Here is a 17,379-nt window from a genome sequence, read left to right on the forward strand (position 1 = left end):
CGCTCAGCGCCTAGCTAAAAAAGAACCCTGACTCGGCGCCTTTGCTTGGTTCCTTGCCGTCTTACTGGTACCGGGTCTAGCCCGCATGACGGCCCGATATCTAGCTTTTAAACATTACATGATTACCCACAAAGTTCAGCCATGTTTCAGTGAATTCAGCACCAATAAATTCAATAGGTTACAGATATGTGCCCGCCTATTCGGTAAAAATATGAGGCTCAGTTTGGTATTTTGACCTTGTAGGGGCCCGTCTCTTCGGCGAAGAGGACTTCGGCCCGGTTTGGTGTTTTGGTTTAAATTTAAACCTCAGTAACAGCCAGCAGAGCTGGCCTGCCGAAGTCCTCTTTATTAAAGAGACGGGGCAGCTACAAAGAACAAACCAAAACAGCGCACATCATGGCTGAGAGTCATACGTAATCAGGAAACATTAAAACCTAAAAGCAGATCCTGATTTTCGTCAGGAAGACGGCAAAAGACACGAAGCCAACAAAAGCAGGTGATTAACTTTTGGTTGCGTGCTCGACGTTTTATTTGCTTTTAGCTGCGGATCAACTGATCGCGCAGGGCGTGAATGCGGTCGCGAGTGGCGGCGGCTTGTTCAAACTCCAGGTTTTGCGCGTGAGTGACCATGACTTTTTCCAGCTCGGTGATCTGTTTATCCAGCTCTTTGGCGGTAGGCAAATGTTCGGGCATAAGACTCTGGTCTTTAGCGCGCTTAGAGCCAATACGCTTGGTGCCGTCTAAATCCAGCACGTCGGTTACCGCTTTGGTTAAACCTCGCGGAGTAATGCCGTGCTCTAAGTTAAAGGCTTGCTGTAGCTCGCGGCGGCGCTCGGTTTCACTGATGGCCGCCCCCATAGAGCGAGTAATTCTATCGCCATATAGAATAGCCTTACCGTTTAGGTTACGGGCCGCTCGGCCTATGGTCTGAATCAAGGAGCGCTCCGAGCGTAAGAAACCTTCTTTATCCGCATCCAAAATCGCCACCAAGGACACTTCTGGCATATCTAGCCCTTCGCGCAATAAGTTGATGCCCACTAATACGTCAAACACGCCTAAGCGCAAGTCGCGAATAATCTCCATCCGTTCTACGGTGTCGATATCTGAGTGCAAATAGCGCACTTTTAAACCGTGATCTGATAAATATTCCGATAAATCTTCGGCCATGCGCTTGGTTAAGGTGGTCACCAGTACCCGCTCGTTCACGGCAATGCGCAAGCGAGCTTCCGACAATACGTCGTCCACCTGAGTGGCCACTGGGCGTACTTCTATTACAGGATCTAACAAACCGGTGGGGCGCACCACCTGCTGGGCCACGTCATCACCGGATTTATCCAACTCATAGGCGCTGGGTGTGGCTGAGACAAACACGGTTTGTGGCATCAGTGCTTCAAATTCATCAAAGCGCATCGGCCGGTTGTCCAGCGCCGAGGGCAGACGAAAGCCGTATTCCACTAAGGTTTCTTTACGAGACCGGTCACCTTTATACATGCCGCCAATTTGCGGCACCGTTACGTGGGATTCATCGATGATCAATAGACCATCGCCAGGCAAGTAATCAAATAAGGTAGGCGGTGCCTCACCCTCGCCGCGCCCAGATAGATAGCGCGAGTAGTTTTCAATGCCCGAGCAATAACCCAGCTCTTGGATCATTTCGATATCAAATTGAGTGCGCTGGCTGATGCGCTGCTCTTCTACCAGCTTGTTGGACGACAGCAATTGCGTCTTGCGCTCTTGCAGCTCGACCTTGATGTGTTCGATGGCACCCATTAGCTTTTCCCGCGGCGTCACATAGTGAGTTTTCGGATAAATAGTAAAGCGTGCTAGCGTTTGCGAAACGCCGCCGGTTAAGGGGTCAAATAAGCTTAAACGCTCTATCTCATCATCGAATAACTCGACCCGTACCGCTTGGTTATCAGACTCAGCAGGGAAAATATCAATCACTTCACCGCGCACCCTAAAAGTACCGCGCTGAAAGCCCGCGTCGTTGCGCTTATATTGCAACTCAGCTAAGCGGCGCAACATATCGCGCTGATTGAGCACATCTCCCACCCGCAGATGCAACATCATACTTAAATACGACTGCGGATCGCCCAAACCATAAATGGCCGACACCGAGGCCACGATAATTACATCACGCCGCTCCATGAGCGCCTTGGTGGCGGACAAACGCATTTGCTCTATATGATCGTTAATAGAGGCGTCTTTTTCGATAAAGGTATCGGTAGTGGGCACATAGGCTTCTGGCTGATAGTAGTCGTAGTAAGAAACAAAATACTCCACCGAGTTATGAGGGAAGAACTCTTTCATTTCCCCGTATAGCTGCGCCGCTAGAGTTTTGTTAGGCGCCAAGATCATGGTGGGTCTATTAAGGGTGGCAATCACATTGGCGATGGTAAAGGTTTTGCCTGAGCCGGTAACGCCGAGCAAAGTTTGATGGGCAAGCCCAGCTTCAATCCCATCCAGCAACTGGGCAATGGCCGTTGGCTGATCGCCAGCAGGCTGATAGGGGCTGACCAGTTGAAAGTCTTTGCTCATTTTTCACTCTCCTCACACATTAACAGCCAGTTTACCCCCTATAGCGCAGTAAAATTAAGCAAAAACTCTACTTAGGCACGTGAAAGGCGAAATATTCGATTTAGCCTTGACGCTCCATCTTACTCTGCGTATTATCTGCGGCCTCCTCGTGAGATTCCCCCTTAGTTCAGTCGGTAGAACGCCGGACTGTTAATCCGTATGTCGCTGGTTCAAGTCCAGCAGGGGGAGCCAAATTCGCACTGCCTTTTCAGAGTTATCCACTAGTTAGTCGGTTGTTCCCCTTCAAAAATCCACATTTTGTACTCTTGCTCTAATTTCGTTGTTATCATTGTGATAACGAACGATATTTAACCATTCCAATTGTCAAGTATTTGATTTTTAAGTATTTTGTTTTTGGTTAAAAAACTCCCACTTTATCTAAGAAGCCTGCCACCACTGGCCTTAACTGAGATCTACAGAGGTAATCCACAACCTTATCCACAGAAATAGTGGATAAGTCAGTGTAAGCCAGTGCCTCTGTGACTTACGCGACTTTGTGCATAACCTTTTCACTTTTTAGCCCCCAGCTAGGGGCTTGACAGCTCAAATAAAGCCTGCGCCATTTTATGCCGCTAAAAAGGTGGAATCAGGTCTTTCACGTCTTATTAGGTTAAGTTAAGTATTACTTTTAACAGCTTGGCGTGCTTTATGTTATCAATCACCCATAAAGTAAACATTTCTATCATTAAGACGTAACTATGGCCGACGGTAAACATTTTTAAGCACCACTTTATTAACCTAGTGTTGAAATATGATAGTCTTCAGTTTCGTTTATTCATAAGAACTCAACCATGCGTTTAATACCCTTCACCCAAGCCGCACAAGTCTGCCATTGGGCCGCTCATCATATTAGCGACCGCATTAATGCTTTTGCCCCCACAGCTGAGCGCCCTTTCGTGCTCGGCTTGCCAACCGGCAGCACGCCTTTAGCTACGTATAAAGAGCTGATCAGCTTGCATCAGGCGGGTAAAGTCAGTTTTCGTCATGTGGTAACCTTTAATATGGATGAGTACATAGGGCTGCCTAGCGATCATCCGCAAAGTTATCGCAGCTTTATGTTTGACAATTTTTTTCAATATATCGATATTTTGCCTGAGCATATTCATATTCCTGATGGCAATGCGCATGATCTAGACGCCGAATGCCAAAAATATGAAACGGCAATTCGCCAATTTGGCGGCATCCACTTATTTATGGGCGGCGTGGGCAGCAATGGCCATATTGCGTTTAACGAACCGCACTCCGCGTTTGACTCGCGCACCCGCATTACCGAACTTACCGCAGAAACGCTGCACGATAATTCACGATTTTTTGATAATGACGTGACACAAATGCCAACCACGGCGCTCAGCATCGGCATTGGCACCTTGTTAGATGCAGAAGAAGTGATGTTGTTAGTCACAGGAGAGCATAAAGCCCAAGCCTTACAGGCAGCAGTAGAAGGTGAAGTAAATCCCTTATGGCCAATCTCGAGCTTACGCCTCCATGAACGCAGCTTAATCGTGTGTGATGCACTTGCAGCTCGACTGCTCAGCACGCCCCCTGAACTTAACCACGCAGATTTATCTGCCTTAGTTGCATCTTAAGGTGAGCTAGCTATGTTTGCGCTCACAGCTTGTCGTATCTTCACCGGTGAATGCTGGCTAGACCAGCATGCCGTGATTATTAGTAACGGTCGCATTCAGGCGTTAGTCCCAGAGGCTGAGTTAGGTGAAGGCATTGTGAAATATCCTCAAGCCGGCGCCATAGTGTGCGCCGGCTTTATTGATCTGCAACTTAATGGTTGTGGCGGGGTAATGTTTAACAGTGACATTAGCACCGCCACTTTGGCACACATGCAGCGCACGAATTTAACCTCAGGCACCACCAGTTATTTGCCCACCCTGATCACCAGCCCAGACGCAGATATACGGGCGGCACTCAGTGTCACTCGAGAATATATGCGCGCCCATGCTCATCAAGTGCTCGGCTTACACCTCGAAGGCCCCTATCTCAATGTGGTGCGCAAGGGCATACACCCCGCTGCACAAGTGCGGGCACTGGACGCTGACATGCTGGATTTTTTGTGTCAGCAAGCGGATGTACTCACCAAAATCACCTTGGCGCCAGAGTGCCATTCGCCCCTGCATATTCACCAATTGGTGGCGGCGGGCATTAAGGTAGCCATCGGTCATACTGCTGCCAGCTTTGAGCAAGCTAGGGCCGGTTTTGCCGCCGGTATTAGCTTTGCCACTCACTTGTATAACGCCATGACGCCCACGGCGAACGGCCGCACGCCGGGGGTAGTGGGTGCTATTTACGATAATGACTCTATTTACGCCGGTATTATTGCTGATGGTTTTCATGTGCACGAGGCTAATATTCGCTTGGCCCATAATGTATTGGGCCAGCGTTTATGTTTAGTAACCGATGCTACTGCCGCCGCCGGTGCGCCCGCCTCGCTCACTGAGTTTGATTTTTGTGGCACGACAGTGCGCATTAAAGACGGCCAATGCCTAGATGAACAGGGCACGCTGGGCGGCTCAGCGCTGACCATGATTGAAGGTGTGCGCTATTTGGTCAATACCGTAGGACTTTCTTTAGATGATGCCTTGCGTATGGCAAGCTTAAACCCTGCTAAAGCCATAGGCTGTGAGCAGGACTTAGGCGCTATTGCGGTGGGCAAAGTGGCCAACTTGGTGATCCTTAGCGAGCAGCTGTTAGTATTAAACACAGTGGTGAATGGCCAGCTTACCCACTGACAGTGGTGAGCCGTTCAGTAGCCAACTGAGCAATAAATGAGGAAATAAACGTGAATAACTTGGTTTACAGTACCGATCCTAATTGGCAAGACCCCGCAGACAAAGCCAATCAAGCTGAGTCTTTGTTTCCGGATGATGGGGTATTGCGTCTGCGCCGCGAAACCAAAGGTCGCAAAGGTGCCGGCGTAGTCTGTATTTACGGCGCATCAAGCGCCCAAGTGGGCGACTTGGCCAAGCAGCTTAAAAAGCAGCTGGGCACGGGAGGCGCCATTAAAAAAGGCGTGATTGAGATTCAAGGGGATCGCCTGCCGCAAATTGAGGCTTTCTTGCTCAAAAGCGGCTTTAAGGTCAAAAAAGTCGGCGGCTAGCTTAAAGCCGCGCTAGGGATTTACCCAAACATAAGTTCAAACCAATAAATTTTCGGTTAACAGGGTCTGCGCCGTACGCTGCAGTTCGCTTAGTAATGCCTGTTGAGCCTCAGTCAGTGTTTGATCGGTACGGGTTACGCTATATAAGGTCACCAATAAAGGCGGACTGAGTGGCCGAGTTTGTATGGCCTCACTGGTTTTCATGATCTCGCTCGACCCCGCTAAGCCGGTGAAGGGGTCAACGATGGCCACGCCCTGCCCCGCCGCGACCATATGACGCGCCAGTTGATAGGTTTGCACGCGGGTGCTGATTTTTACCGGCTGATCCAGCGTGCGTAAGTGGCTTTCTAACAAGGCTCCTAAACCGTCTTTATCATCCAGCCCTATCATATTCAGCCCACCAAGGCTGGCCAACTGCAGCGGTAAGCCTGCCTCACTCACACTCCAAAAGCCGGCGGGGGCTATGGCCTGCATCTGACCTTGTGCTAATACCTCACACTGTAAGCCGGGATGTGCAATACGTTGCAAGGTAAGCCCCAAATCCGCCTGCCCGGCCACCAAAGCCGCTAACAAAGCGTGGGTATGCTCTGTCGCTAAGCTACAGTCCACATCCGGATATAAGGCCCGCCACGCCACTAAGGATAACGGTAGTACGCTGTGCGCCAAGGTAGGAGTACAGATCACGCGCACCCCTGTTTGCTGCTGTGGGCGCAGGCTGTACGCCAATTGGGTAAGGCGCTGTAAATCGGCGGCCAAGCGCTCGGTGGGCCCTTGCAGGATCAGCCCTTGGCGTGTGGGCACTAAGCGGCCCCGCTCGCGATGAAATAACGCAAAACCTAATGCTCGCTCCGCTTGTTGTAAGCGCTTGCTGGCTGCCGGCTGTGAGATATGCAACAAGTCGGCGGCGGCAGTTAAGCTGCCGGTTTGTAATACCGCCTGAAACAAGGCGATGTGGCCTAACTGCATCTTAGCTCCTCTGTACTCACTTTTGACTTCTGACTTAAAAACAAGCCATAACCACAGGTTATGGCTGCTGTGAATTTTTTCATTATTCGCCCCTTCCCGCAATGCCTATGCTTAAGCCATCAGCTTTTTAAGGACTCACTTATGCGCGTTGCAATTATCGGCGGTGGCGTGATTGGTTTAACGACCGCCTATGCGTTGATCAATAAAGGCCATAGCGTCGATTTATTTGAACAAGAATCCGACGTCGGCCAAGCCACCAGCTTTGCCAACGGCGGCCAGCTCAGTTATCGCTACGTATCGCCCTTGGCCGATGCCGGTGTGCCCCTGCAAGCCTTAGGCTGGATGTTTAAAACCGATGCGCCGCTGCGCTTTCGCCCGCGCATGAGCCTGCATCAATGGCACTGGTGCTGGCGCTTTTTATTAGCGTGTCGAAATAGCGTTAATCAGCGAAACGGCGCTCATCTATTGCGCCTTGCCCTTTATAGTCAGTCGATATTACATGACTGGCAGCAACACCACGGCTTAACGGATTTTTCGTGGCGAGCCAACGGCAAGATGGTGATTTATCGTAATTCTGCCAATTTTCGCCACGCGGCTAACAAAATAAAAGCAGACCCACTGCAACAGATATTGGATCCCAAAGCCTGTGTAGCCGCTGAACCTTCGCTGGCACATATTGCGAGTCAGTTAGCCGGCGGTATTTTTTCAGCCGGTGATGAGGTGGGCGACTGCCAACTCTTTTGTCAGCGGCTATTAAGGCGCTTACAACAAAATCCCCACTTTACCTTGCATGTGGGTCAGCGGATCACTGAGATTAAGGTAGAGAAAGGCCAAGTGCGGGCCCTGAAAATGGCAGATGGCCAATTTGCGACAGAGCAGTTCGATGTGGATCAATTGGTGGTAGCCGCCGGCATGGGCAGCTTAGGGCTATTGAATAGTGTGGGCATTAAGGTGCCTTTGTATCCACTGAAGGGCTATAGCCTAACCTTACCAGTGGCGGATTTAAGCCAAGTACCCGACACCAATGTCACCGATTATGACCGCAAGATTGTGTACGCCAGGCTCGACCAGCAGCTGCGCGTTGCCGCCATGGTCGATATCGGCGCCGGCGATTCGGGCAATCATAAAGCCAAGCTGGATGCGGGGCGTATTGCCTCATTGCGCCAACAAGCCCAAGCCAGCTTTCCGGATGCGGGAGACTTTCAACAAGCCACGCCTTGGGCAGGTCTTAGACCCGCTACGCCTGAGGGCACACCTATTATTGGCGCCAGTGCCATTAAGAATCTGTGGCTTAATCTCGGGCACGGCAGTTTAGGCTTTACGCTGGCTTGTGGCAGTGCCCAAGTGTTGGCAAATTTGATTAATAATGAAGCAAGCCCCATCCCTTTAATCGGGTTACAAGGCTAACAATGGTAATTTTTATGCGTTTGCTCCCGCTGTAAGCATAATAAATTCGCAATAACGGTGGCTTTACATTAACGTATTTAACATATGTGGCTAATTATAAAGGGATCTTTTTACCTTTAAGCCATGTAAGTGTTACTGGGAAATACCCCGATTCAATGAGAATGGAGAATCATACGATGATCAAGCTAGTGACGGGCGCCATGACGGCGCTTTTACTGAGCACGCAAGTCAGCGCCGAAGCGCGCTATGTCACCATTGGCACAGGTGGCCAAACCGGTGTGTATTACACCGCGGGTCAGTCGGTCTGTCGCTTTCTTAACCGTGGCGCCGATGAGCATGACATTAAATGTAATGCTCCTTCTTCTGCCGGTAGTGTTAGCAACATAGTGGCGCTGCAAAACAAAGACTACGACTTTGGTTTTATTCAATCGGATCACCAATACAAGGCGCTAGAAGGTCAGGCTCCGTTTGATAAGAAGCCGGTTAAAAACCTGCGCGCCGTGTTCTCACTGCAAAGTGAGATCCTGACCGTAGTGGTACGTAACGACAGCAAAATTAATGATTTTGACGACCTAAAAGGTAAGCGCGTCAACATTGGCGTCCCGGGCTCAGGTAGCCGCGATACCTTTGATGAAGTTATGACCGCCAATGGTTGGGATAAGAGCACCTTTTCACTGGCAGCTGAGTTAAAGCCAGCGGAAATGGCCGCAGCCCTCGGTGATAACAACTTAGACGCCATTACTTATGTAGTAGGTCACCCCAGTGGCGCCATTCAAGAAGCCCTGACTACGGCAGATGCCAAGCTGATCCCAGTAACGGGCCCTGGCATTGATAAGTTGCTTGAAACAGCGAGCTACTTTACTCGTGCCGATATTCCAGCTGGCCTCTACCCAGGTGTAGATAAGCCTATTCCGTCTATTGGCGGCAAGGCCGTGTTGGCCACCACCGAAGAAACAGATCCAGAAGTGGTGTATCAGTTAGTGAAATCAGTATTTGATAACTTAGATCGCTTTAAACGTTTGCACCCAGCGTTTGCGGATCTGAAAGCCGAAGACATGATTTCAGCAGGTATTACCGCGCCACTGCACGAAGGTGCTCAGCGTTATTATAAAGAGAAAGGCTGGTTATAAACTCAGCACTACTAAAAGCCCGCCCAGCACTGGGTGGGCTTTTGTCACATAATAAGATAAACGTACTAGGCTAAGGCCTTAAGTGACGTATTCTTACCTTAAGTCAAACCTCTGCTGAATGATTAAGCAGAGGTTTGCTCTTCTCTATAGCCCAATTCAAATAGGTAAAAACCTATGTCAGAAAAACAATTGTCCGTAGAGGAGCTGATCGCCCAAGATGTGGGTGCCCGCTCGCCCAAAGGCCTGATGGCTAAAGTGAGTGCCGGACTCGCCTTACTCTGGTCTCTGTTCCAGTTATGGATTGCCTCACCGCTGCCGTTTATCGTCGGCGTTGGCATTTTTAACAGTACCGAACAGCGTTCCATCCACTTGGCGTTTGCCCTACTACTGACGTTTTTAGTCTTTCCTGCGCTTAAATCTTCTCCGCGCGATAGAGTGCCATTCCTCGATATTGCTCTTGGCCTGATTGCTGCGGCCAGTGCCGCTTACTTGTTTATCTTTTATCAAGAATTATCCCAACGACCCGGTACCTTAACTACCGCCGATTTAGTGACCTCTTGTGTGGGCATAGTTCTATTATTAGAAGCCACCCGCCGAGCGCTGGGTCCGCCATTAGCCATTATTGCGCTGATATTTTTAGCTTACAGTTTAGCCGGCCCTTATATGCCGAGCCTGTTGGCCCACAGAGGCGTGACCTTTAGTGCGCTGGCCAACCATCAGTGGATCACCACCGAGGGTGTATTTGGTATCGCGCTGGGTGTGTCGACCAGTTTTGTATTTTTATTCGTGTTATTTGGCGCCCTGTTAGAACGCGCCGGAGCCGGCCATTACTTTATTCAGCTGGCTTTTAGCTTATTGGGTCATATGCGTGGCGGCCCTGCCAAAGCAGCGGTCGTGGCGTCGGGGTTAACCGGCATGATCTCCGGCTCCTCCATTGCCAACGTGGTTACCACAGGCACTTTTACAATCCCTATGATGAAGCGCACCGGTTTTTCGGCAGAAAAAGCCGGCGCGATCGAAGTCGCTTCCTCGGTGAATGGCCAAATTATGCCGCCGGTGATGGGTGCTGCCGCCTTCTTGATGGTGGAATACATTGGTATGCCCTATGTGGATATCATCAAACACGCCTTCTTGCCCGCTACCATCTCTTATATTGCCCTGCTTTATATTGTGCATTTAGAATCGATGAAGCTCGGCTTACAACCCATAGGTGGTCGCGTACCTAAACCTTGGTTGCGCCGCTTAACCGGCTTTGCCTTTGGTGCCGCCTTGATCAGCGGCCTGTCGTTAGCCGTTTATTATGGCTTAGGCTGGCTTAAACCCGTGCTGGGGCAACATGTATTGCCTGGCGTCGGCATCTTATTGGCCATCGCCTATTTGGGGCTATTAAAAGTGGCCGCCAGTGTGGCGCCTTTGCCGCCAGAAGATCCGAATTCCACCTTAGACACTCTTCCAGAAACCCGTGCCGTGCTGTTATCTGGCTTGCACTTTTTATTACCGGTTGTGGTCTTGGTGTGGTGCTTGATGGTGGAGCGCCTATCCCCAGGCTTATCGGCTTTTTGGGGCAGCATGATGCTGGTGATTATCTTACTCACCCAGCGCCCACTGCTGAGCTTGATGCGCCGCGACAGTAACCATAATGACGGCAACTTTATGGATGGCTTGGTGGATTTACGCGAAGCACTCCTTGCCGGTGCACGTAACATGATTGGTATCGGCATTGCTACGGCCGCCGCGGGGTTAATTGTGGGCGCCGTCTCGCAAACCGGTGTGGGCTTGGTATTAGCGGACTTGGTCGAACTGTTGTCCATGGGCAACCTGCTGTTAATGCTGTTACTGGTCGCCGTATTTAGCTTGGTATTGGGCATGGGCTTACCCACCACCGCCAACTATATCGTGGTGTCCAGCTTGCTGGCGCCAGTGGTGGTCACCTTGGGTCAGCAAAATGGCCTGATAGTACCGCTGATTGCCGTGCATATGTTTGTGTTTTACTTCGGCATTATGGCGGACGTCACCCCGCCGGTAGGCTTGGCTTCCTTTGCCGCCGCCGCAGTTTCAAAAGGCGACCCGATTAAAACCGGTATCACGGCCTTTTATTACAGCCTGCGTACCGCCGCCCTGCCGTTCTTGTTTATCTTTAATACCGACTTGCTGTTGATTGACGTGAGTTTTTGGCATGGAGTACTAGTGTTTATTATCGCCACCGCTGCCATGCTGATCTTTGCCGCAGGTACCCAAGGCTATTTCTTGGTGCGCAGCCGCTGGTATGAAGGTGTGTTGTTATTACTGGTGGCCTTTACGTTATTCCGCCCGGGGTTTTGGATGGACATGGTCCACGACCCTTATCGAGAAGTGCCGCCAGCGCAATTTGAGCAGACACTGGCTGACCTGCAAGCTGACAGTAAAATGCGCCTGCGTATTCAAGGGCAAGATGCGGTCGGTGATATTAAGGAGTTCAGCGTGCTGTTACCGGTACCTTCGGGTGACACCGGTGCCGAGCGACTCGAAAAGCTGGGCCTAATGCTTTATGAGCAAGACGGCAAAGTCTTAATCGACAGCGTCTCGTTCGCCAGTCCAGCGGCCGATGCGGGCTTAGACTTTGATCAGCAAATTGTGCTGGTTCGCGCGCCCACCGAGCGCTGGCTAAAAGAGCTGATGTGGATCCCGGGCTTCTTGGTTCTGGCATTAGTCGTGTGGCTACAGCGCCGCCGCCAACCCAAGGTTAAGGAGCGCCACCCGCTAACCAGTACTATGTAATGAGCACACTGCTTAGCTAAATCAAAAGCCCCAACTTAAGGTTGGGGCTTTTTTACGTGTGTGTGAGGTGTATAAATCACCGGTTTATTTTATCTTTTGTAGGTGGCCGTTTCTTCGGCGAAGAGGACTTCGCCACGGTTTATTGTTTGGGGCTTAAAGCATTCTGCTACGCAGAACCGCCGAATAAATTGGCGACTACAAAACACTACTGCGCTGGGTCTTAAATAGCCAGCTATGCTGGCCGGCGAATAAATTGCCGGGCTACATTAAACAAAAAGCCCTGACGCATAACGTCAGGGCTGATTTAGAACCGCCACTCAACTTAGTCAGTCAGGCTTAGCCAAATATATTAAAACTATCTGCGTTAAGCCACAGGTGCGCCAAGATACTGGCCACATAGCCGAGCAGAATAACCGGCGCCCACTTAAGGTGACCAAAGAAGGTATACATGCCGCGCGCTTGGCCCATTAAGGCCACACCCGCCGCCGAGCCTACCGATAACAAGCTGCCGCCCACACCCGCCGCTAAGGTCACTAATAACCAGTTTCCGTGAGACATGTCTGGCTCCATGCTCAATACCGCAAACATCACCGGAATATTATCGACCACCGCTGAGATAAGCCCGATAGCAATGTTGGCGTACATGGCATCCCACTGGCCATACAAGAACTCTGAGCCCAGCGCCAGATAGCCCATAAAGCCAAGCCCGCCCACACACATTACCACGCCGTAGAAGAACAATAAGGTGTCCCACTCAGCACGGGCAACCTTACTGAATACATCAAAGGGCACCACACTGCCTAAGCGTTGCAAAGCTTCTTCGTCACCGCGTTTCACGGCCATGACTTTTTGGCGAGCCACCGAACTGTCCAAGGTTTGACGTAAGTAATAACCAAAAAACTGCAAATAGCCTAAGCCTGTCATCATGCCCAATACCGGTGGCAAGTCGAGTAGGCTTTGGCAGGCCACGGCGGTGGCCACGGTCAGTAAAAATAAAAACACGATGCGCAGCGCGCCGCGCTTTAATATCGCTTTTTCGTATACCGCCACCGGGCAGCGATTTTCAATAAAGAAGCTCATGATCACGGCGGGCACTAAGTAGTTAAGCGCCGCTGGGATAAACAGAATAAAGAATTCATTAAATTGAATAATGCCCGCTTGCCAGACCATTAAGGTGGTGATGTCGCCAAAGGGACTAAAGGCACCACCGGCGTTAGCCGCGATCACGATATTCACGCAGCAAATATTAATAAATTTCTTATCGCCTTCGGCGACCTTGATCACCACAGCACTCATCAACAGCGCCGTGGTTAAGTTATCCGCCACCGGCGAGATAAAGAAGGACAAAATACCGGTTAACCAGAATAAGGATTTATAACTAAAGCCACGGCGGATCATCCAAGAGCGCAAAGCATCAAACAGGCCACGGTCTTCCATGGCGCTGATATAGGTCATGGCCACCAGTAAGAACAACAGCAACTCAGCGTATTCTAATAAATTATGGCGAAACGCTTCTTTGGGCAAATCGCCAAAGCCACTGTTCATGTAGGTCCAGCCAATCGCGACCCAGATAATGCCGGCCGCGACCAACACCGGTTTAGACTTTCTCAGATGCAGGTATTCTTCGGCCATCACTAATATATAGGCGAAGATGAACACGGCGAGCGCGAAAATGCCGATGTTAGTGTGGGTTAAATCAAGCGGCAACTCGGCCGCAGATACCGAAGTGCTGAACAGTGCTAACAGCCCTCCGATGGTGAGTAAGGACAGCTTCCTTTGCATGTGTGTTCTCGCTTTTTTGTTATTTTGGCTGTTGTTGTTTTAGCTATAGTTTCGTAGGTGTTTTGACGCTATTTTCTACAGATGAAGCCTAACATAAAGCCTCCTGCAAGAGAGCTTGCATTCTTGGTGCTTGCTCGCATTTCTCAAATCAAAATGCGCCAGATCAAACTTACCCGCAAACATCTGCCGCTCCTCTCACGCAAGCCCAGCCAGCTATCCCAGAAAATGGCATACCTTAGCGCCGCCGGCCGCGCTTTATTGCCTAAAAGTAATTAATTACCCTTGTTTTTTGCATGAATTTTCACGACCATGCTGTTTTACCCTGTTGTTAAGCCAAGGATGCTCTGTGCGCAATACCGATGCAGCATTAGTAAAAGCGTTTCGCCAATCTAGCCCCTATGTGAATTTGCATAGAGGCTCGACCTTTGTGGTTATGTTAGGCGGCGAAGCCATTGATCAAGATAACTTCCCCAATATCATCAGCGATATAGCGCTCTTGACCAGCCTTGGCATTCGATTGGTGATCGTGTTTGGTGCTCGCCCGCAAATTGATAAAGGCTTGGCCGAAGCTAAATTAGACAATGTGTTTCATAAACACACCCGCGTCACCGATGAGCACAGCTTTCGCATCATCAAAGATGTCTGCGGCGGCCTACAAATGGACATAATGGCGCGCTTGTCGATGGGCCTGATTAATACGCCCATGCAAAATGCCCGCATCAACGTAGTCACCGGCAACTTTGTGACCGCCCAACCGCTAGGCATTGATGATGGCGTCGACTATCAACACTCGGGCCGCGTGCGCCGTATCCATACGGACACCATTAATCATCAGTTGGTGAATGGTGCCACCGTGCTTATTTCCCCGATTGGTTTTTCGGTGACCGGTGAGAGCTTTAACTTATCCTCAGAAGAGCTGGCGCGCCGACTCGCCATTGAGCTAAAAGCCACCAAATTAATTGGCTTTTGCTCCCAGCCCGGTGTGCTTGACGAAGACGACAACGCCATTCCTGAGTTATTACCGGAACAGGCAGAAGAGCACTTACAGCGCTTAATGGCCGAGGGCGATACCTTATCGGGCACGGCGCGTTATTTGCGCGCGGCCATTGCCAGTTGCCGTGCCGGCGTGCCGCGCAGCCACTTGGTGAGCTACAAAGAAGATGGCGCACTTATTCAAGAGTTGTTTACCCGCGATGGCTTAGGCACCCAGCTAGTCAGCCAAAGTGCCGAGCAAGCTCGTCAGGCGCGCATCGACGACATCGGCGGAATTTTGGATTTGATCCGCCCGCTCGAGGAAGAAGGCGTACTGGTACGCCGCTCTCGAGAGCAGTTAGAAATGGAAGTGGACCAATTCACTATCATCGAAAAAGACGGCGCCATTATCGGCTGTGCCGCCTTATATCCGTTCCCGGAAGAAGCCATGGCCGAAATGGCCTGTGTGGCTATTCATCCAGACTACCGACGCGGCAGCCGTGGCGACATGCTGTTATATAAAGTGGAAGAGCAGGCAAAAAAGCGCGGCATGAGCCGACTGTTTATTTTAACCACGCGCTCCATTCATTGGTTTAGAGAACGCGGCTTTGAGCCGGTAGACGTAAGCGCGCTGCCGATGGGCAAGCAAGCGCTGTATAATTATCAGCGTCGCTCTAAAATCATGATGAAAGACTTAATATGAGTCTGTTCAGCAGTTAACAATTGACAATAAAGCATCACCTAGTAACTATGTGGTGGCCCGTTTTACGGGCAGAAGAGGTGCGTTGTTCAGGTAACCGATGCTAGGAGCTGCCACTCCCAAAATGCTCGGCCAGGGGAGATAACGCCGAGCGGCGCACAAGGGACAGCTTGTGCACCGCGGCTTTGAGGGTTGAATCCTTCAGGCTGTCGCCTAATCAAGGGCTGGCGTGCTTCTAAGTGACCTTTCACGTCCCTGCAGCCGTTTCCCATTACTTATTATTTGCACCTATCAAGGAGCTGCAGTTGAACCAGTTAACCGTTGCTAAATTTGGTGGCACCAGTGTCGTTGACGCTGAGGCCATGAGTCGTTGTGCCCTTATTCTTGAAGAAAACCCTAACACTCGTTTAGCAGTATTGAGTGCGAGCTCAGGCGTGACCAATATTCTGGTAGCCTTGGCATCCGGTGAACAGCTGCCCGATGCCCGCACGGCTTTATTAGGGCAGCTCACCGAGATCCAGCAAGGGATCCTCAATAGCCTCGATAAACCAGAAATGCTCACCCGCCATATCGAAGATATCTTGGTGCACATTAAAGAGCTGTCCGACAGTGCCGCTATTAGCCCCACTAAGGCCTTGCACGATGAAATCGTGGCGCAGGGTGAGCTGATGTCGACCCGCTTGTTTGTGGAGCTGTTGCGCAGCCGTGGCACCCCTGCGGTGTGGTTTGATGTGCGAAAAGTGATGCGTACCGATGACCGCTTTAGCCGCGCTACTCCAGATTTAGCGAATTTACAGGCCGAAGTGGAAAAAGAGTTAGCGCCGCTGTGTGCCAATCAGTTGGTGGTCACACAAGGCTTTATTGGCGCCGCCAAAGATGGCCGCACCACCACGCTTGGCCGCGGTGGCAGTGATTTTTCCGCCGCACTGTTAGCGGAAGCCCTCAACGCCGTGGCCGTACAAATCTGGACCGATGTGCCGGGTATTTACACGACCGACCCCCGCTTAGTGACAGCAGCGCGCCCGATTAGCGAAATCAGCTTTAGCGAAGCCTCTGAAATGGCGACCTTTGGCGCTAAGGTCTTGCACCCTGCCACCTTGCAGCCAGCAGTACGCCAGCAAATTCCGGTGTTTGTCGGTTCAAGCAGAGCGCCTGAATCCGGCGGCACTTGGATCCGCAATGAAACCGACAGCCAGCCATTGTTTCGCGCCATTGCTCTGCGTCGCAATCAGGTATTGCTGACGCTCACCAATCAGAGCATGTTTCAGGTACACGGTTTTCTGGCCGAAGTATTTGGCATCTTGGCCAAGCATAAAATCTCGGTGGATTTAATCACGACGTCGGTGATCAGCGTGTCACTGACGCTAGACTCAGGCGCCGAGCTGTTAACCGACGAAGTGCGTGAAGAGCTAAACAAGCATTGTCATTTGCAGGTAGAGCACGACTTGGCGCTGATCGCCTTAATTGGTAATCGCATGAGTGAAGTCAGCGGCACCAGCAGTCAGGTGTTTAAGGCTTTAATCGATGTCAACGTACGCATGATTTGCTACGGTGCCAGCTCCCATAACTTGTGTTTCTTGATACCCGAAGCCGACTCAGATCGGGTAGTCAACACCCTGCATCAAGAGTTACTACCTGCTTAACACAGGCTAATAAGAGACCAATAAAAAGGCAGTTATCAGGTGATAACTGCCTTTTTTATCTTCGAGCTTTTATAATTGAGCCTGATACTCGATGCTTAACGCTTTAAGTGCGGGTTCTCTGCCAACACCTCACTGATGTGCACTTGGAAGGGAGCCGGTTCATCTTCGCGCTGCAGCAATACCTGTTGGTTTGGTATATCCACTTCCAGCACATAGCCTGAGCCCAGTGTGGTGTAACACAGCATGCCGGGCGTTAACTGATGAATATCCATATCCACTCCCTTTATGTGACGCTAAAAAAGCGGTACGCGGTACGCCTTACGCAGAACATCAAAA

The 17,379-nt window shown here is 50.7% G+C and carries 12 protein-coding genes, 1 tRNA gene and 1 riboswitch; of the genes, 9 read left to right on the forward strand and 4 right to left on the reverse strand.

The window, feature by feature from the left end:
• Window positions 1–537 precede the first annotated feature (537 nt).
• On the reverse strand, window positions 538–2,538 hold the full coding sequence (gene uvrB / locus CBP31_RS01645) for an excinuclease ABC subunit UvrB (protein ID WP_087034578.1): 2,001 nt from the start codon (window positions 2,536–2,538) through the stop codon (window positions 538–540).
• A 155-nt stretch (window positions 2,539–2,693) separates the two neighbouring features.
• On the opposite strand from uvrB, the gene CBP31_RS01650 reads away from it, so the two are divergent.
• The 4 genes from CBP31_RS01650 to CBP31_RS01665 all read left to right on the forward strand — a co-directional run bounded on the left by CBP31_RS01650 (window position 2,694) and on the right by CBP31_RS01665 (window position 5,686).
• A tRNA-Asn gene (locus CBP31_RS01650) sits at window positions 2,694–2,769 on the forward strand.
• A gap of 599 nt (window positions 2,770–3,368) precedes the next feature.
• A complete protein-coding gene (nagB, locus tag CBP31_RS01655; protein ID WP_087034579.1) occupies window positions 3,369–4,163 on the forward strand; it encodes a glucosamine-6-phosphate deaminase in 795 nt (264 codons plus the stop codon).
• A gap of 12 nt (window positions 4,164–4,175) precedes the next feature.
• Entirely contained in the window at window positions 4,176–5,318 is a 1,143-nt protein-coding gene (gene nagA / locus CBP31_RS01660; RefSeq protein ID WP_087034580.1) for an N-acetylglucosamine-6-phosphate deacetylase, read from the forward strand.
• 50 nt (window positions 5,319–5,368) lie between these two features.
• Window positions 5,369–5,686, forward strand: a complete 318-nt coding sequence (locus CBP31_RS01665) for a translation initiation factor (RefSeq protein ID WP_087034581.1) — start codon at window positions 5,369–5,371, stop codon at window positions 5,684–5,686.
• Between the two features lie 36 nt (window positions 5,687–5,722).
• On the opposite strand, the gene CBP31_RS01670 is transcribed toward CBP31_RS01665, so the two are convergent.
• A complete protein-coding gene (locus CBP31_RS01670; protein WP_087034582.1) occupies window positions 5,723–6,652 on the reverse strand; it encodes a LysR family transcriptional regulator in 930 nt (309 codons plus the stop codon).
• 141 nt (window positions 6,653–6,793) lie between these two features.
• Here CBP31_RS01670 and CBP31_RS01675 point away from each other — a divergent pair, with 141 nt between their 5' ends.
• The 3 genes from CBP31_RS01675 to CBP31_RS01685 all read left to right on the forward strand — a co-directional run bounded on the left by CBP31_RS01675 (window position 6,794) and on the right by CBP31_RS01685 (window position 11,946).
• Window positions 6,794–8,059, forward strand: coding sequence for a D-amino acid dehydrogenase (locus tag CBP31_RS01675; protein ID WP_087034583.1), 1,266 nt, complete (start codon window positions 6,794–6,796; stop codon window positions 8,057–8,059).
• Between the two features lie 161 nt (window positions 8,060–8,220).
• Window positions 8,221–9,189, forward strand: a complete 969-nt coding sequence (locus CBP31_RS01680; protein ID WP_087034584.1) for a TAXI family TRAP transporter solute-binding subunit — start codon at window positions 8,221–8,223, stop codon at window positions 9,187–9,189.
• 174 nt (window positions 9,190–9,363) lie between these two features.
• Window positions 9,364–11,946, forward strand: coding sequence for a TRAP transporter permease (locus tag CBP31_RS01685; RefSeq protein ID WP_087034585.1), 2,583 nt, complete (start codon window positions 9,364–9,366; stop codon window positions 11,944–11,946).
• 336 nt (window positions 11,947–12,282) lie between these two features.
• On the opposite strand, the gene nhaD is transcribed toward CBP31_RS01685, so the two are convergent.
• On the reverse strand, window positions 12,283–13,728 hold the full coding sequence (gene nhaD, locus CBP31_RS01690) for a sodium:proton antiporter NhaD (RefSeq protein WP_087034586.1): 1,446 nt from the start codon (window positions 13,726–13,728) through the stop codon (window positions 12,283–12,285).
• 346 nt (window positions 13,729–14,074) lie between these two features.
• On the opposite strand from nhaD, the gene argA reads away from it, so the two are divergent.
• The gene (gene argA, locus CBP31_RS01700) at window positions 14,075–15,403 is read left to right on the forward strand and encodes an amino-acid N-acetyltransferase (protein ID WP_087034588.1); all 1,329 of its coding nucleotides are present in this window, start codon (window positions 14,075–14,077) and stop codon (window positions 15,401–15,403) included.
• Between the two features lie 64 nt (window positions 15,404–15,467).
• Window positions 15,468–15,643, forward strand: a riboswitch (Lysine riboswitch).
• A gap of 62 nt (window positions 15,644–15,705) precedes the next feature.
• Window positions 15,706–17,043, forward strand: a complete 1,338-nt coding sequence (lysC, locus tag CBP31_RS01705) for a lysine-sensitive aspartokinase 3 (RefSeq protein ID WP_087034589.1) — start codon at window positions 15,706–15,708, stop codon at window positions 17,041–17,043.
• 95 nt (window positions 17,044–17,138) lie between these two features.
• Here the strand turns inward: lysC and CBP31_RS15625 are convergent, their stop codons facing one another.
• Entirely contained in the window at window positions 17,139–17,315 is a 177-nt protein-coding gene (locus tag CBP31_RS15625; RefSeq protein ID WP_169712985.1) for a hypothetical protein, read from the reverse strand.
• Window positions 17,316–17,379: the final 64 nt, after the last annotated feature.

This window comes from Oceanisphaera profunda (genome assembly GCF_002157895.1).
GTDB lineage: Bacteria > Pseudomonadota > Gammaproteobacteria > Enterobacterales > Aeromonadaceae > Oceanimonas > Oceanimonas profunda.

What these genes read in the sequence shown, in the direction of transcription:
- nhaD (WP_087034586.1), bottom strand. Translation starts at nt 13,728, where the DNA reads ATGCAAAGGAAGCTGTCCTTACTCACCATCGGAGGGCTGTTAGCACTG.
- CBP31_RS15625 (WP_169712985.1), bottom strand. Translation starts at nt 17,315, where the DNA reads ATGGATATTCATCAGTTAACGCCCGGCATGCTGTGTTACACCACACTG.
- nagA (WP_087034580.1), top strand. Translation starts at nt 4,176, where the DNA reads ATGTTTGCGCTCACAGCTTGTCGTATCTTCACCGGTGAATGCTGGCTA.
- nagB (WP_087034579.1), top strand. Translation starts at nt 3,369, where the DNA reads ATGCGTTTAATACCCTTCACCCAAGCCGCACAAGTCTGCCATTGGGCC.
- CBP31_RS01685 (WP_087034585.1), top strand. Translation starts at nt 9,364, where the DNA reads ATGTCAGAAAAACAATTGTCCGTAGAGGAGCTGATCGCCCAAGATGTG.
- CBP31_RS01670 (WP_087034582.1), bottom strand. Translation starts at nt 6,652, where the DNA reads ATGCAGTTAGGCCACATCGCCTTGTTTCAGGCGGTATTACAAACCGGC.
- CBP31_RS01680 (WP_087034584.1), top strand. Translation starts at nt 8,221, where the DNA reads ATGGAGAATCATACGATGATCAAGCTAGTGACGGGCGCCATGACGGCG.
- CBP31_RS01675 (WP_087034583.1), top strand. Translation starts at nt 6,794, where the DNA reads ATGCGCGTTGCAATTATCGGCGGTGGCGTGATTGGTTTAACGACCGCC.
- uvrB (WP_087034578.1), bottom strand. Translation starts at nt 2,538, where the DNA reads ATGAGCAAAGACTTTCAACTGGTCAGCCCCTATCAGCCTGCTGGCGAT.